At 72.7% G+C, this 14872-nt stretch carries 11 protein-coding genes; 6 read left to right on the forward strand and 5 right to left on the reverse strand.

The annotated features are described in order from the left end of the window. The first annotated feature begins 41 nt into the window (after positions 1 to 41). Genes ACF073_RS30380 through ACF073_RS30395 form a run of 4 tightly spaced genes read left to right on the forward strand, consistent with a single transcriptional unit; the run spans position 42 to position 3432 of the window. Positions 42 to 785, forward strand: a complete 744-nt coding sequence (locus tag ACF073_RS30380; protein WP_392074607.1) for an enoyl-CoA hydratase family protein — start codon at positions 42 to 44, stop codon at positions 783 to 785. Further along, positions 786 to 1637 carry a CoA transferase subunit A gene (locus ACF073_RS30385; protein ID WP_392074608.1) on the forward strand — a complete coding sequence of 284 codons (852 nt, stop codon included), beginning with the start codon at positions 786 to 788 and terminating at the stop codon, positions 1635 to 1637. It begins immediately after the preceding gene. Continuing rightward, entirely contained in the window at positions 1634 to 2374 is a 741-nt protein-coding gene (locus ACF073_RS30390) for a CoA-transferase subunit beta (RefSeq protein WP_392074609.1), read from the forward strand. Before ACF073_RS30385 ends, ACF073_RS30390 begins: the two co-directional genes overlap by 4 nt. Continuing rightward, on the forward strand, positions 2374 to 3432 hold the full coding sequence (locus ACF073_RS30395; RefSeq protein WP_392074610.1) for an NAD(P)H-dependent flavin oxidoreductase: 1059 nt from the start codon (positions 2374 to 2376) through the stop codon (positions 3430 to 3432). The genes ACF073_RS30390 and ACF073_RS30395 overlap by 1 nt, the downstream gene beginning before the upstream one ends. Positions 3433 to 3766: 334 nt before the next feature. On the opposite strand, the gene ACF073_RS30400 is transcribed toward ACF073_RS30395, so the two are convergent. Genes ACF073_RS30400 through ACF073_RS30410 form a run of 3 tightly spaced genes read right to left on the reverse strand, consistent with a single transcriptional unit; the run spans position 3767 to position 6370 of the window. Further along, positions 3767 to 4924, reverse strand: a complete 1158-nt coding sequence (locus tag ACF073_RS30400) for an acetyl-CoA C-acetyltransferase (RefSeq protein ID WP_392074611.1) — start codon at positions 4922 to 4924, stop codon at positions 3767 to 3769. A gap of 23 nt (positions 4925 to 4947) precedes the next feature. Further along, a complete protein-coding gene (locus ACF073_RS30405; protein ID WP_392074612.1) occupies positions 4948 to 5559 on the reverse strand; it encodes a TetR/AcrR family transcriptional regulator in 612 nt (203 codons plus the stop codon). A gap of 25 nt (positions 5560 to 5584) precedes the next feature. Further along, positions 5585 to 6370: an SDR family oxidoreductase gene (locus tag ACF073_RS30410; protein ID WP_392074613.1), complete on the reverse strand. Its 786-nt coding sequence runs from the start codon at positions 6368 to 6370 to the stop codon at positions 5585 to 5587. A gap of 63 nt (positions 6371 to 6433) precedes the next feature. Here ACF073_RS30410 and ACF073_RS30415 point away from each other — a divergent pair, with 63 nt between their 5' ends. Together ACF073_RS30415 and ACF073_RS30420 are read left to right on the forward strand one after the other, a co-directional pair. Further along, complete coding sequence (locus ACF073_RS30415) at positions 6434 to 7573, forward strand: acyl-CoA dehydrogenase family protein (RefSeq protein ID WP_392074614.1); 1140 nt, start codon at positions 6434 to 6436, stop codon at positions 7571 to 7573. Further along, the gene (locus ACF073_RS30420; protein ID WP_392074615.1) at positions 7573 to 8526 is read left to right on the forward strand and encodes an acyl-CoA dehydrogenase family protein; all 954 of its coding nucleotides are present in this window, start codon (positions 7573 to 7575) and stop codon (positions 8524 to 8526) included. Before ACF073_RS30415 ends, ACF073_RS30420 begins: the two co-directional genes overlap by 1 nt. Before the next feature lie 232 nt (positions 8527 to 8758). On the opposite strand, the gene ACF073_RS30425 is transcribed toward ACF073_RS30420, so the two are convergent. Next, positions 8759 to 10222 (reverse strand): glutamate synthase subunit beta, encoded by a 1464-nt coding sequence (locus tag ACF073_RS30425; RefSeq protein WP_392074616.1) that lies wholly within the window; start codon positions 10220 to 10222, stop codon positions 8759 to 8761. After that, entirely contained in the window at positions 10215 to 14807 is a 4593-nt protein-coding gene (gltB, locus tag ACF073_RS30430; RefSeq protein ID WP_392074617.1) for a glutamate synthase large subunit, read from the reverse strand. The genes ACF073_RS30425 and gltB overlap by 8 nt, the downstream gene beginning before the upstream one ends. Positions 14808 to 14872 lie beyond the last annotated feature (65 nt).

Genomic DNA, 14872 nt, shown 5'->3' on the forward strand with positions numbered 1-14872 from the left:
GCACCTAACAAATGTTTGGTGGAAAGGTAGCTGATGCGCCCATGGGTGTCTCCCGTTCGTCCCCGGAAAAGGGGATTTCCGTAGTCACCGTCGACTACCCGCCGGTCAACGCGCTGCCGGTGAGCGGCTGGTTCGCCCTGGCCGACGCCGTGCGCGCGGCCGGACGGGACCCGGAGACCCGGTGCGTGGTCCTGGCCGCCGAGGGGCGCGGGTTCAACGCGGGCGTGGACATCAAGGAGATACAGGCGGCCGGGCAGGAGGCCCTGATCGGCGCCAATCACGGCTGCGCCGAGGCCTTCGCCGCGGTCTACGAGTGCGAGACACCGGTCGTCGCCGCGGTGCAGGGCTTCTGCCTGGGCGGCGGGATCGGCCTGGCGGGCACCGCGGACGCGGTGGTGGCGAGCGAGGACGCGACCTTCGGGCTGCCCGAGCTCGACCGGGGCGCGCTGGGCGCCGCGACCCATCTGGCCCGGCTGGTCCCGCAGCACCTGATGCGCGCGCTGTACTACACCGGGCGCACGGCGAGCGCCGCCGAGCTGCACCGGCACGGCTCGGTCTGGCGGGTGGTGCCGCGCGCCCGACTGGCGGAGGCGGCACGGGAGCTGGCCCGCGAGATCGCCGCCAAGGACGGCCGGCTGCTGCGCATGGCCAAGGCCGCCATCAACGGCATCGACCCGGTCGACGTGCGCCGCAGCTACCGCTTCGAGCAGGGCTTCACCTTCGAGGCCAATCTGAGCGGCCTGGCCGACCGGGTCCGCGACACGTTCGGGAAGGAGGGGGTGTAGATGGGCGACAAGACGATGACCGCCGACGAGGTGGTCTCCCGGCTGTCCAGCGGGATGACCCTCGGCATCGGCGGCTGGGGCTCCCGCCGCAAGCCGATGGCCCTGGTCCGGGCGCTGCTGCGGTCCGGCGTCGGCGATCTGACGGTCGTCTCGTACGGCGGCCCGGATGTCGGCATGCTGGCCGCCGCGGGCCGGATCCGCAGACTCGTCACCGCCTTCGTCACCCTGGACTCCATCCCGCTGGAACCCCATTACCGGGCGGCGCGCGAGCGGGGCGGCCTCGCGCTGACGGAGGTCGACGAGGGGATGTTCCAGTGCGGGCTGCGCGCGGCGGCGCAGCGCCTGCCCTTCCTGCCGGTGCGGGCGGGCATCGGCTCGGACGTCATGCGGGTCAACCCGGAACTGCGCACGGTGACCTCGCCGTACGCGGACGGGGAGACGTTCGTGGCCATGCCGGCGCTGCGGCTGGACGCGGCGCTGGTGCACGTCAACCGCGCCGACCGACTGGGCAACGGCCAGTGCCTGGGCCCCGACCCCTACTTCGACGACCTGTTCTGCGAGGCGGCGGACGCGGCCTACGTCTCCTGCGAACAGATCGTGGACACGGCGGAGTTGGCCAAGTCGGCCGCACCGCAGTCGCTGCTGCTCAAGCGGCTCGCGGTGACCGGCGTGGTGGAGGCGCCGAACGGCGCGCACTTCACCTCCTGCGCACCGGAGTACGGCAGGGACGAGGAGTTCCAGCGGCACTACGCGACCACACCCTGGACCCGGTTCGCCGAGCGCTTCCTCGGCGGGGACGAGGCCGGGTACCGGGCGGCGGTCCGGGAGTGGCGGAAGGAGCAGGAGCGATGAGGGTCACCCGCGCCGAGTACTGCGTGATCGCCTGCGCCGAGGCTTGGCGCTGCGCCGGGGAGGTCCTGGCGAGCCCGATGGGCCTGATCCCCTCGCTGGGCGCGCGGCTGGCCCGGCTCACCTTCGCACCGGATCTGCTGCTGACCGACGGCGAGGCCCTGCTGGTCCGCCCGGACGGCACCCCGGAGGGCTGGCTGCCCTACCGGCAGCATCTGGAGCTGGTGGCGGGCGGCCGGCGGCACGTGATGATGGGCGCGAGCCAGCTCGACCGGTACGGCAACCAGAACATCTCCTGCGTCGGCGACTGGGCGCAGCCGCGCCGGCAGCTGCTCGGGGTGCGCGGAGCGCCGCTCAACACACTGAACAACCCGACGAGTTACTGGGTCCCCAGACACTCCCGGCGGGTGTTCGTGGAGCGGGTGGACATGGTGTGCGGGGTGGGGTACGACCGGGCGGCGGCCCTGGGCGGCACGGCCCGCTTCCACCACGTCGCCCGGGTCGTCTCGGACCTCGGCGTCCTCGACTTCGCCACACCGGACCGCTCCATGCGGCTGGTCTCGGTGCATCCGGGGGTGAGCGCGGAACAGGTCCGGGAGGCGACGGGCTTCCCGCTGGTGGTGCCGGACGAGGTGCCGTGCACCCGGGAGCCCGCCGCCGCCGAGCTGCGGCTGATCCGTGAGGTGCTGGACCCGGACGGGGTGCGCGCGCGTGAGGTGCCGGAAGGGACGGGGAGCTGATGGAGACGGCGTTCACCCGGCTGGTCGGGGTCCGGCATCCGATCGTGCAGACCGGGATGGGGTGGGTGGCCGGGCCGCGCCTGGTCTCGGCGGCGGCGAACGCCGGGGCCCTCGGCATCCTGGCCTCCGCGACGATGACGCCCGACCGGCTGCGGGACGCGATACGGGAGGTGCGGTCCCGTACCGACGCGCCGTTCGGGGTGAACCTGCGGGCCGACGCGGGCGATGCGGCCGACCGGGTGCGGATCCTGCTGGAGGAGCGGGTCCGGGTGGCCTCCTTCGCCCTGGCCCCCTCCGCCGAGCTGATCGCCGAACTGAAGGCGGCGGGGGTGGTGGTGATCCCGTCCGTCGGTGCCCGGCGGCACGCCGAGAAGGTGGCGGCCTGGGGCGCGGACGCGGTGCTCGTGCAGGGCGGTGAGGGCGGCGGGCACACCGGGGAGGTGGCGACGAGTGTGCTGCTGCCGCAGGTGGTGGACGCGGTGCGGATACCGGTCGTGGCCGCGGGCGGCTTCTTCGACGGCCGGGGCCTGGTGGCCGCGCTGGCGTACGGGGCGGCCGGGGTGGCGATGGGCACCCGGTTCCTGCTCACCTCCGACTCGACGGTGCCGGACGCGGTGAAGGCACGGTATCTGGCGGCGACGGTCCGGGACGTCACGGTGACCCGGGCGGTGGACGGCCTGCCGCACCGGATGCTGCGCACGGATCTGGTGGCGGCGCTGGAGCGGTCGGGCCGGGCGCGCGCGTTCGCGCACGCGGTACGGCGGGCGGCCGGCTTCCGGCGCCTGTCGGGGCTCACCTGGCGGCAGCTGGTCCGCGACGGCCTCGCCCTCCGGCACGGCAAGCAGTTGTCCTGGAGTCAGGTGCTGCTCGCCGCCAACACGCCGATGCTCCTCAGATCGGCGATGGTGGACGGGCGGACGGATCTGGGGGTGATGGCGGCCGGGCAGGTCGCCGGGGTGATCGACGACCTGCCCTCCTGCGCCGAGCTGGTGGAGCGGATCATGCGGGAGGCGGAGGAGGTGCTGACCGGCCTGGCGTCGCGCACAGCCGTTCGCTGACCCGGACCGCCACGGTCACAGCCGTTGGACGGGCCGCCTCGGACCGCCACGGCCGCAGCTGCCCAGGGCCCGGACCCGCCACGGCACAGCCGTCCCCCGCCCCGGACCGGGGCGCCACGGCCACGACTGCTCCATGACCCGGACCGCCATGGTCACAGCCGTTGGACGGGCCGCCCCGGACCGCCACGGTCACAGCCGTTCGACGAGCCGCTCGGACCGCCACGACCCCAGCCATTCTCCGCTGCCCCCGACCGCCACGATCACAGCCGTTCGACGGGCCGCCCCGGACCGCCACGGTCACAGCCGTTCGACGGGCCGCCCCCGACCCCCACGGTCACAGCCGTTCGATGATCGTCACATTGGCCTGGCCGCCGCCCTCGCACATGGTCTGGAGGCCGTACCGGCCGCCGGTGCGCTCCAGTTCGTGCAGCAGGGTCGTCATCAGCCGGGCGCCGGTCGCGCCGAGGGGGTGGCCGAGGGCGATCGCGCCGCCGTTGACGTTGACCTTGCCGGGGTCGGCGCCCGTCTCCTTCAGCCAGGCGAGGACGACCGGCGCGAACGCCTCGTTGATCTCCACGAGGTCGATGGCGTCGATGGTCAGGCCGGTCTTCTTCAGGGCGTGCGCGGTGGCCGGGATGGGGGCGGAGAGCATGCGGATGGGGTCCTCGCCGCGCGCGGAGAGATGGTGGACGCGGGCGCGCGGGCGCAGACCGTGGTCCCGGACCGCCCGCTCGGAGGCGATCAGCAGGGCCGCGGCCCCGTCGGAGACCTGGGAGGAGCAGGCCGCGGTGATGGTGCCGCCGTCGAGGACGGGCCGGAGCGCGGCCATCTTCTCCGGGGAGGTGTCCCGGCGCGGGCCCTCGTCCACGGAGACCTCGCCGTAGGGCACGGTCTCGCGGCCGAAGCGGCCGGTGTCGATCGCCCAGATCGCGCGCCGGTGCGAGCGCAGGGCGAACTCCTCCTGCTCCGCGCGGCTGATGCCCCACTGGGCGGCGATCATCTCGGCGCCGGTGAACTGGTTGACGGGCTGGTCGCCGTAACGGGCACGCCAGCCGGCGCTGCCGAGGAAGGGGCCGTCGGTCAGGCCGAGCGGGACGGCGGCCTGCCGGGAGGCGAAGGCGATGGGGACCTGGGACATGTTCTGCACCCCGCCCGCGACCACCAGGTCCTGGGTGCCGGAGAGCACGGCCTGCGCGGCGAAGTGCACGGCCTGCTGGGAGGAGCCGCACTGCCGGTCGACGGTCACGCCGGGCACCTCCTCGGGGAGGCCGGCGGCCAGCCAGCAGGTACGGGCGATGTCCCCGGCCTGCGGCCCCACGGTGTCCAGGCAGCCGAAGACCACGTCCTCCACGGCGGCCGGGTCGATCCCGGAGCGCTCCACCAGGGCTTTCAGCACCCCGGCGCCCAGGTCGGCCGGATGGACCGCGCTGAGCCCTCCCCCGCGCCGCCCGACAGGCGTGCGGACCGCTTCGACGATGTAGGCCTCGGCCATGGCAACTCCCTCACAGGACAGGGCTATTCGCGTACGGCGATCCCGTCCAGCACCATCGACAGGTACTGGCGGGCGATCTCCTCCGGGCTGTGCCGGCCGCCGGGCCGGTACCAGGAGGCGGCGACCCACACCGTGTCGCGGACGAACCGGTAGGTGAGCCGGACGTCCAGGTCCGCGCGGAAGGCCCGCTCGGCGACGCCGCGTTCCAGCGTGCTGAGCCAGGCCTTCTCGAACCGGCGCTGGGACTCGGCGAGGAAGGCGAACCGGTCCTGGGCGACGAGCTGTTTGCTCTCCTTCTGGTAGATCGCGACCGCCGCGCGGTGCCGGTCGATCTCCCGGAAGGACTCGGTGACCAGCGCCCGGAGCGTCTCGCGAGGGCCGAGTCCGGCGGCGAGGACGGTGTCGTAGCCGTCCCACAGCTCGTCGAGGAAGGTCCGCAGGATCTCCTCGAGCATCGACTCCTTGGAGTCGAAGTGGTAGTAGAGACTGCCCGCGAGCATCCCGGCGTGGTCGGCGATCCTGCGGACGGTGGTGGCGTTGTAGCCGTACTCGGCGAAGACCTCGGCAGCGGTGTCGAGGAGTTCTCCGCGCCGGGCCGCGGCCGCGGTCACCTGGGGCTTCTTCTTGGTCGGCACGCACCCATTGTGGTCTGCTCCGCCGTCAGGGGTGCTGGCTGCTGACGGCGACGACCTCGCCGGTCATGTAGGAGGAGTAGCCGGAGGCGAGGAAGACGATCACGTTGGCCACCTCCCAGGGCTCGGCGGAGCGCCCGAAGGCCTCACGTCCGGTCAGCTCGGCGAGCAGCCCGGCGGAGGTGACCTTCTCCAGGTGGGGGTGCAGGGCGAGGCTGGGGGCGACCGCGTTGACCCGCACGCCGTAGGCCGCGGCCTCGATCGCCGCGCACCGGGTCAGCGCCATCACACCGGCCTTGGCGGCGGCGTAGTGGGCCTGCCCGGCCTGTGCGCGCCAGCCGATGACGGAGGCGTTGTTCACGATCACTCCGCCGCCGGTCCCGCGCAGGGCGCGCAGGGCGGCCCTGGTGCAGCGGAAGGTGCCGTTCAGGGTGACGTCCAGGACGCGGGACCACTGGTCGTCCGTCATGTCGACGAGGTCCGAGGTGCCGCCGAGCCCGGCGTTGTTGACGACGATGTCCAGCCGCCCGTGCGCGGCGCGGGCCGCGTCGAACAGGGCCTGCACCTGGGCCTCGTCTGTGACGTCGCACGGTACGGCGGTGACCGCGCCGGGGAACTCCCGGCCCAGTTGAGCCTCGTGCTCCTTCAGCCGGCGCGCGTGGGCGTCGCTGATCAGGACGCGCGCGCCCTCCTCCAGGAAGCGGCGCGCGGTGGCCCCGCCGATGCCGGTGCCGGCCGCCGCGGTGATGACGGCGGTGCGCCCCTGCAGCAGTCCGTGCCCGGGGATGCAGGCCGGGCTCTCGACGCCTGTCATAGGGCCACGCTAACCTACCAAACACTTGTTAGGGAAGGCGGCGGAAGGAAGGCGGCGGCGATCGTGGACCTGAACCACTCCCCGGCCGACGAGGAGTTCCGTGCGGCGGCGCGGGCCTGGCTCGCGCGGCACGTCCCGCGCACCCCGCTGCCGTCCCTGGAGACGGCGGAGGGCTTCGCGGCGCACCGCGCGTGGGAGGCCGAACTGGCCGTGGACCGCTGGTCGGTGGTGTCCTGGCCGGAGCGTTACGGCGGGCGGGACTGCGGGCTGCTGCGCTGGCTGGTGTTCGAGGAGGAGTACTGGGCGGCGGGCGCACCGGGCCGGGTCAGCCAGAACGGCGTCAGCCTGCTCGCGCCGACGCTCTTCGCGTTCGGCACGGACGAGCAGCGCGCGCGGGTGCTGCCGCCGATGGCCACCGGCGAGGTGGTCTGGGCGCAGGCCTGGTCCGAGCCGGAGGCGGGCTCGGACCTCGCCTCGCTCACCTCCCGGGCGGTCCGCACGGACGGCGGCTGGCTCCTCAGCGGGCAGAAGACCTGGTCGTCACGGGCGGCCTTCGCGGACCGGGCCTTCGGCCTGTTCCGCAGCGATCCCGGCACGCCCAGGCCGCACCTGGGCCTCACCTACCTGATGTTCGACCTGCGCGCCCCCGGTGTCACCGTCCGCCCGATCGGCCGCCTGGACGGCAAACCGGCCTTCGCCGAGCTGTTCCTCGACGACGTGTTCGTCCCGGACGAGGACGTGATCGGCGAGCCGGGCCAGGGCTGGCGGATCGCGATGTCAGCGACGGGCGACGAACGCGGCCTCACCCTGCGCTCCCCGGGCCGCTTCCTCGCCGCGGCCGCGCGGCTGCGGGAGCTGTGGCGGGCCCAGGGCTCGCCCGCGCACGCCCGCGCCCGGGTGGCCGACGCGCTGATCGCCGCGCGCGCCTACCAGCTGTTCGCCTACTCCGCCGCCGCCCGGGTGCTGGACGGCGCCGCGCTCGGACCCGAGTCCAGCATGAACAAGCTGTTCTGGTCCGAGCTGGACCTCGACCTGCACGAGACGGCGCTCGATCTGCTCGGAGCGGACGGCGAACGGGCGGACGGCGCCTGGGCCGAGGGATACGTCTTCTCCCTCGCCGGGCCCATCTACGCCGGCACGAACGAGATCCAGCGGGACATCGTCGCCGAGCGGCTGCTCGGCCTGCCGAAGGGACGCCGCTGATGCGCTTCCTCCTCGACGCCGAGCAGCGCGCCTTCGCCGGCTCGCTGCACGCGATGCTGACCGCCGCGGACACCCCGGCGGTGATCCGGGACTGGAGCCGCGGCGACCACGCGCGCGGGCGCGCGCTGTGGTCGCGGATCGCCGGGGCCGGGGTGTTCGCTCTCGCGGTGCCCGAGGAGTACGGCGGCCTCGGGCCGCGTCCGGTGGAACTGGCGGTGGCCTTCACGGAGCTGGGGCGGCACGCGGTGCCCGGTCCGCTCGCGGAGACGGTCGGGGCGGCCGTCCTGCTCGGTGAGCCCCCGCTGGCCGAGCGCTTCCTGCCCGCCCTCGCGGCCGGGACGGACCTGGCGACGGTGGCGGCGCCCGGCGGATACGCCGTCGACGGCGACGCGGCGGCGCTGTGCCTGACCGCGGCCCCGGACGGCCTGTATCTGTCCGCGCCGGCCCCCGGCCCGGTGCACCGCTCCCTGGACCCCGCCCGGAGACTGACCAGGCCGGCGCCCGCCGGCGAGCTGCTCACCCCTGCCGCGCCGTACGAGCGGGCGCTGCTGTGGATCCGGCTGGCCACCGCCGCCCAGGCCCTGGGCCTGGGCCTGGCGCTGCTCGACCGGACCGTGGCCCATGTGCGCAGACGCACCCAGTTCGGGGCCGCCATCGGTTCCTTCCAGGCGGTCAAGCACCGCCTGGCCGACGCGAAGACCGCCCTGGAGTTCGCCCGCCCGCTGCTCTTCGGCGCCGCGGCGTCCCTCGGTCCGGCGCAGGTCGCGGCGGCCAAGCTCACGGCGTGCGAGGCGGCGTACCGCACGGCCCGCACGGCACTGCATCTGCACGGCGCGATCGGATACACCGCGGAGTACGACCTGTCCCTGTGGCTGACCAAGGCCCGGGTACTGCGCTCGGCGTGGGGCACCCCCGAGGAGTGCCGGGACTTGGTGCTCGCGGAGGGGCTCTAAGCCGCGCCCCGCGGGACAGGCCCCCCAGGACAGGCCGCGCCCCCCAGGACAGGCCGCGCCCCGCGGGACAGGCCGCGCCCCGCGGGACAGGCCCCGGGACGGGCCGCGTCCGCGGAAAGGGAAACGACGCCTGCCCAGTCGTCCGGTCGGGGACAGGCGGGCAGGCGCCGTCAGTGTTCCGTACGCCGTTGTACGGGACGTTCAGGGGGACCTGAGGGTCCTGGTGTGCGCGTCAGACCGCCAGGGCGCGGTCCGTCGGGCGGATCGGGGCCGGCAGTTCGCTGGCCCCGGTCAGGTGGCGGTCGACTCCGCGGGCGGCCGAGCGGCCCTCCGCGATCGCCCAGACGATGAGGGACTGGCCGCGGCCGGCGTCACCGGCGACGAACACACCCGGCACGTTGGTCTGGAAGTCGGCGTCGCGGGCGATGTTACCCCGTTCGTCGAGGTCCAGGCCGAACTGCTCCACCAGGCCGTTCTCCCGGTCGGTGCCGGTGAAGCCCATGGCGAGGGTGACCAGCTGGGCCGGGATCTTGCGCTCGGTGCCCGGCTTGGAGGTCAACTTGCCGTCGACGAACTCCACTTCGGCCAGGTGCAGCCACTGGACGTTGCCGTCCTCGTCGCCCTCGAAGTGGCTGGTCGAGGCGGAGTAGATCCGCTCGCCGCCCTCCTCGTGGGCCGAGGTGACCTTGTAGAGGATCGGGAAGGTCGGCCAGGGCTGGTTCGTGGGGTGCCGCTCGTCGTTCGGGCGGGGCATGATCTCCAGCTGGGTGACCGAGGCCGCGCCCTGCCGGTGGGCGGTGCCCACGCAGTCCGCGCCGGTGTCACCGCCGCCGATCACGACGACGTGCTTGCCCTCGGCCGAGATCGGCGTGGTGACGTAGTCGCCCTCCTGCACCTTGTTCGCCAGGGGCAGGTACTCCATCGCCTGGTAGATGCCCGCGAGCTCACGGCCCGGCACCGGAAGGTCCCGCGCGGTGGTGGCGCCGGCGGCGATCACGATCGCGTCGTACCGCTTCTTCAGGTCGCGGGCGTTGATGTCACGGCCGACCTCGACTCCGGTACGGAAGCGGGTGCCCTCCGCGCGCATCTGCTCGATACGGCGGTTGATGTGCCGCTTCTCCATCTTGAACTCGGGGATGCCGTACCGGAGGAGTCCTCCGACGCGGTCCGCGCGCTCGTAGACGGCGACCGTGTGTCCTGCCCGGGTCAGCTGCTGGGCGGCGGCGAGACCCGCCGGGCCCGACCCGATGACCGCGACCGTCTTGCCGGACAGGCGCTCCGGGATCTGCGGGGCGACGTCCCCGGTCTCCCACGCCTTGTCGATGATCGAGACCTCGACGTTCTTGATGGTGACCGGCGGCTGGTTGATGCCGAGGACACACGCCGACTCACAGGGGGCCGGGCAGAGGCGACCGGTGAACTCCGGGAAGTTGTTGGTCGCGTGCAGGCGCTCCTGGGCGGCGGCCCAGTCCTCGCGGTAGGCGTAGTCGTTCCACTCGGGGATCAGGTTCCCCAGCGGGCAGCCGTTGTGGCAGAAGGGGATGCCGCAGTCCATGCAGCGGCTGGCCTGCTTGCTGATGATCGGCAGCAGGGAACCGGGGACGTAGACCTCGTTCCAGTCCTTGAGGCGCTCACCGACGGGACGGGTCTGGGCGACCTCGCGGCCGTGGTTCAGGAAGCCCTTCGGGTCAGCCATTGATCGCCGCCTCCATCATCTTCTCGGTGATCTCGGTCTCGGAGAGACCGGCTCGCTCGGCGGCGTCCTTGGCGGCGAGCACTGCCTTGTACGTGCTGGGGATGATCTTGCTGAACCGGGCCACTGCGGTGTCCCAGTCGGCGAGCAGCTTCTCGGCGACGGTCGAGCCGGTCTCCTCGGCGTGGCGGCGCACCACGTCGTGCAGCCACTGCTTGTCCGTGTCGTCCAGCGCCTCGACCGCACCGGCGTTGCCGGCGTTGACGTTGTCCGGGTCGAGGTCGATGACGTAGGCGATGCCGCCGGACATGCCCGCCGCGAAGTTGCGGCCGGTCGGGCCGAGGACGACCGCGTGTCCGCCGGTCATGTACTCGCAGCCGTGGTCTCCCACGCCCTCGGAGACGACCAGCGCGCCGGAGTTGCGCACGCAGAACCGCTCACCGGTACGGCCGCGCAGGAACAGCTCGCCGCCGGTGGCGCCGTAGGCGATGGTGTTGCCCGCGATGGTGGAGTACTCGGCGAGGTGGTCGGCGGCCCGGTCCGGGCGGACGGCGATCCGGCCGCCGGAGAGGCCCTTGCCGACGTAGTCGTTGGCGTCGCCCTCGAGGCGCAGGGTGACACCGCGCGGCAGGAACGCGCCGAAGGACTGGCCGGCCGAGCCGGTGAAGGTGATGTCGATGGTGTCGTCGGGCAGACCCGCGCCGCCGAACTTCTTCGTCACCTCGTGGCCGAGCATGGTGCCGACCGTGCGGTTGATGTTGCGGATGGCGACCTGGGCGCGCACCGGCTGGGCCTCGGTGGCGTCGGAGGCGGCCAGGGCGTCGGTGGCGAGCTTGATCAGCTCGTTGTCCAGCGCCTTCTCCAGGCCGTGGTCCTGGGCGACGATCCGGTGGCGGACGGCGCCGTCGGGCAGCGACGGGACGTGGAACAGCGGCGCCAGGTCCAGGCCCTGTGCCTTCCAGTGGTCCACCGCGCGCTCGACGTCCAGCACCTCGGCGTGGCCGACGGCCTCCTCGATGGAGCGGAAGCCCAGCTCCGCCAGCAGCTCGCGGACCTCCTCGGCGATGAACTGGAAGAAGTTCACGACGTACTCGGCCTTGCCGGCGAAGCGGTCGCGCAGGGTGGGGTTCTGGGTGGCGATGCCGACCGGGCAGGTGTCCAGGTGGCAGACGCGCATCATCACGCAGCCGGAGACGACGAGCGGCGCGGTCGCGAAACCGAACTCCTCGGCGCCCAGCAGGGCGGCGATGACCACGTCGCGGCCGGTCTTCAGCTGGCCGTCCGTCTGGACGACGATCCGGTCGCGCAGGCCGTTGAGCAGCAGCGTCTGCTGGGTCTCGGCGAGGCCAAGCTCCCAGGGGCCGCCCGCGTGCTTCAGCGAGGTCAGCGGGGAGGCGCCCGTACCGCCGTCGTGGCCGGAGATCAGGACGACGTCCGCGTGCGCCTTGGAGACACCCGCGGCGACCGTGCCGACGCCGACCTCCGACACCAGCTTCACGTGAATCCGCGCCTGCGGGTTCGCGTTCTTCAGGTCGTGGATCAGCTGCGCCAGGTCCTCGATGGAGTAGATGTCGTGGTGCGGCGGCGGGGAGATCAGGCCGACGCCCGGCGTCGAGTGCCGGGTCTTGGCGACCCACGGGTAGACCTTGTGGCCGGGCAGCTGGCCGCCCTCGCCGGGCTTGGCGCCCTGGGCCATCTTGATCTGGATGTCGTCCGCGTTGACCAGGTACTCGGAGGTGACGCCGAAGCGGCCGGAGGCGACCTGCTTGATGGCGCTGCGCCGCGCGGGGTCGTACAGCCGGTCCGGGTCCTCGCCGCCCTCACCGGTGTTGGACTTGCCGCCCAGCTGGTTCATGGCGATGGCGAGGGTCTCGTGCGCCTCCTTGGAGATGGAGCCGTACGACATCGCGCCCGTGGAGAAGCGCTTGACGATCTCGCTGACCGGCTCGACCTCGTCGACGGGGATCGGCTGCCGGCCGGAGTTGAAGCCGAACAGGCCGCGCAGCGTCATCAGGCGCTCGGACTGCTCGTTCACCCGGTCCGTGTACTTCTTGAAGGTGTCGTAGCGGCCGGTGCGCGTGGAGTGCTGGAGGCGGAAGACCGTCTCCGGGTCGAACAGGTGCGGCTCGCCCTCGCGGCGCCACTGGTACTCGCCGCCGATGTCCAGCGCGCGGTGCGCCGGGGCGATGCCGGAGGCCGGGTAGGCCTTGGCGTGGCGGGCGGCGACCTCGCCGGCGATGACGTCGATGCCGACGCCGCCGATCTTGGTGGCCGTGCCGTTGAAGTACTTCTCCACGAAGGCGTCGTCCAGGCCGACGGCCTCGAAGACCTGGGCCCCGCGGTAGGAGGCCACGGTGGAGATGCCCATCTTGGACATGACCTTCAGGACACCCTTGCCGAGGGCGTAGATGAGGTTGCGGATGGCCTGCTCGGCCTCGATGTCCGACAGGAAGGTGCCCGCGCGGACCAGGTCCTCGACGGACTCCATCGCCAGGTACGGGTTGACCGCGGCGGCGCCGTAGCCGATGAGCAGGGCGACGTGGTGGACCTCGCGGACGTCGCCGGCCTCGACCAGCAGGCCCACGTGGGTGCGCTGCTTGGTGCGGATGAGGTGGTGGTGAACGGCCGCGGTGAGCAGCAGCGACGGGATCGGCGCGTGCTCGGCGTCGGAGTGCCGGTCGGAGAGGACGATCAGCCGGGCGCCGTTGTCGATGGCGGCGTCGGCCTCGGCGCAGATCTCCTGGATGCGGGCGGCGAGGGCGTCACCCCCGCCGGAGACCCGGTACAGGCCCGACAGGGTCGCGGCCTTGAAGCCGGGCATGTCGCCGTCGGCGTTGATGTGGATGAGCTTGGCCAGCTCGTCGTTGTCGATGACCGGGAAGGGCAGCAGGACGGACCGGCAGGAGGCGGCGGTCGGGTCGAGCAGGTTGCCCTGCGGGCCGAGCGCGCTGCGCAGCGAGGTGACCAGTTCCTCGCGGATCGCGTCCAGCGGCGGGTTGGTGACCTGCGCGAAGAGCTGGGTGAAGTAGTCGAAGAGCAGGCGGGGGCGCTCGGAGAGGGCCGCGATCGGCGAGTCCGTGCCCATGGAGCCGATCGGCTCGGCGCCGGTGCGGGCCATCGGCGCGAGGATGACGCGCAGCTCCTCCTCGGTGTAGCCGAAGGTCTGCTGGCGGCGGGTGACCGAGGCGTGGGTGTGGACGATGTGCTCGCGCTCGGGCAGGTCGCCCAGCTCGATCTCGCCGGCCTCCAGCCACTCGGCGTACGGCTGCTCGGCGACGAGGTTCGCCTTGATCTCGTCGTCCTCGATGATGCGGTGCTCGACGGTGTCGACGAGGAACATCTTGCCGGGCTGGAGGCGGCCCTTGCGGACGACCTTGGCCGGGTCGATGTCGAGGACGCCGACCTCGGAGCCGAGGACGACGAGGCCGTCGTCGGTGACCCAGTAGCGGCCCGGGCGCAGACCGTTGCGGTCGAGTACGGCGCCGACCTGGGTGCCGTCGGTGAAACAGACGCAGGCGGGGCCGTCCCAGGGCTCCATCATCGTGGAGTGGTAGCCGTAGAAGGCGCGGCGGGCCGCGTCCATGGAGTCGTGGTTCTCCCACGCCTCCGGGATCATCATCAGCACGGAGTGCGGCAGCGAACGGCCGCCGAGGTGGAGCAGCTCCAGGACCTCGTCGAAGGAGGCGGAGTCGGAGGCGTCCGGCGTGCACACCGGGAAGACGCGCTCCAGGCTCCCGGCACCGAACAGCTCGGACGACAGCTGGGACTCGCGGGCGCGCATCCAGTTGCGGTTGCCCTGGACGGTGTTGATCTCGCCGTTGTGCGCGACGAAGCGGTACGGGTGCGCGAGCGGCCACGACGGGAAGGTGTTCGTGGAGAAGCGCGAGTGCACGAGGGCGATCGCCGAGGCGAAGCGGCGGTCGGACAGGTCCGGGAAGAAGGGCTCCAGCTGGCCGGTGGTCAGCATGCCCTTGTAGACGATCGTCCGGGCGGACAGCGAGGGGAAGTAGACCCCGGCCTCGCGCTCGGCGCGCTTGCGCAGCACGAACGCCTTGCGGTCCAGGACGATGCCCTCGGCCGCCCCGTCGGACACGAAGATCTGCCGGAAGGCCGGCATGGTGGAGCGGGCGGTGGCGCCGAGCAGCTCGGGGGCGACCGGCACCTCGCGCCAGCCGAGGACCGTCAGGCCCTCTTCGGCGGCGATCGTCTCGATACGTGAGACGGCGTCCTCGGTCCCCTCCTCCGGCAGGAAGGCGATGCCCACGGCGTACGAGCCGGCCGCGGGGAGGTCGAATTCGGCCACCTCGCGGAAGAAGGCGTCCGGCACCTGGGAGAGAAGGCCCGCACCGTCGCCGGAGTCCGGCTCGGAGCCGGTGGCGCCGCGGTGCTCCAGGTTGCGCAGCACGGTGAGTGCCTGCTCGACCAGGGTGTGGGACGCCTCGCCGGTGAGAGTGGCGACGAAACCGACGCCGCACGCGTCGTGTTCGTTGCGGGGGTCGTACATACCCTGCGCAGCAGGGCGAGCATCCATGAAAGACCAGTTCTGGCCATTCGCGGAATGCTGGGACGGCTGGCGCGGCGTACGCATCGGCTCTCCCGTCGTCGTCATGTGGCATGTGGCAGGTGCCGAGGGACGACGTTGGCCCTCTGCGT

It is taken from the genome of Streptomyces sp. NPDC015171, assembly GCF_043079545.1.
GTDB lineage: Bacteria > Actinomycetota > Actinomycetes > Streptomycetales > Streptomycetaceae > Streptomyces.

Coding starts and splice junctions, on each gene's coding strand:
- ACF073_RS30380 (WP_392074607.1), top strand. CDS start 42: ATGGGTGTCTCCCGTTCGTCCCCGGAAAAGGGGATTTCCGTAGTCACC.
- ACF073_RS30385 (WP_392074608.1), top strand. CDS start 786: ATGGGCGACAAGACGATGACCGCCGACGAGGTGGTCTCCCGGCTGTCC.
- ACF073_RS30390 (WP_392074609.1), top strand. CDS start 1,634: ATGAGGGTCACCCGCGCCGAGTACTGCGTGATCGCCTGCGCCGAGGCT.
- ACF073_RS30395 (WP_392074610.1), top strand. CDS start 2,374: ATGGAGACGGCGTTCACCCGGCTGGTCGGGGTCCGGCATCCGATCGTG.
- ACF073_RS30400 (WP_392074611.1), bottom strand. CDS start 4,924: ATGGCCGAGGCCTACATCGTCGAAGCGGTCCGCACGCCTGTCGGGCGG.
- ACF073_RS30410 (WP_392074613.1), bottom strand. CDS start 6,370: ATGACAGGCGTCGAGAGCCCGGCCTGCATCCCCGGGCACGGACTGCTG.
- ACF073_RS30420 (WP_392074615.1), top strand. CDS start 7,573: ATGCGCTTCCTCCTCGACGCCGAGCAGCGCGCCTTCGCCGGCTCGCTG.
- ACF073_RS30425 (WP_392074616.1), bottom strand. CDS start 10,222: ATGGCTGACCCGAAGGGCTTCCTGAACCACGGCCGCGAGGTCGCCCAG.
- gltB (WP_392074617.1), bottom strand. CDS start 14,807: ATGCGTACGCCGCGCCAGCCGTCCCAGCATTCCGCGAATGGCCAGAAC.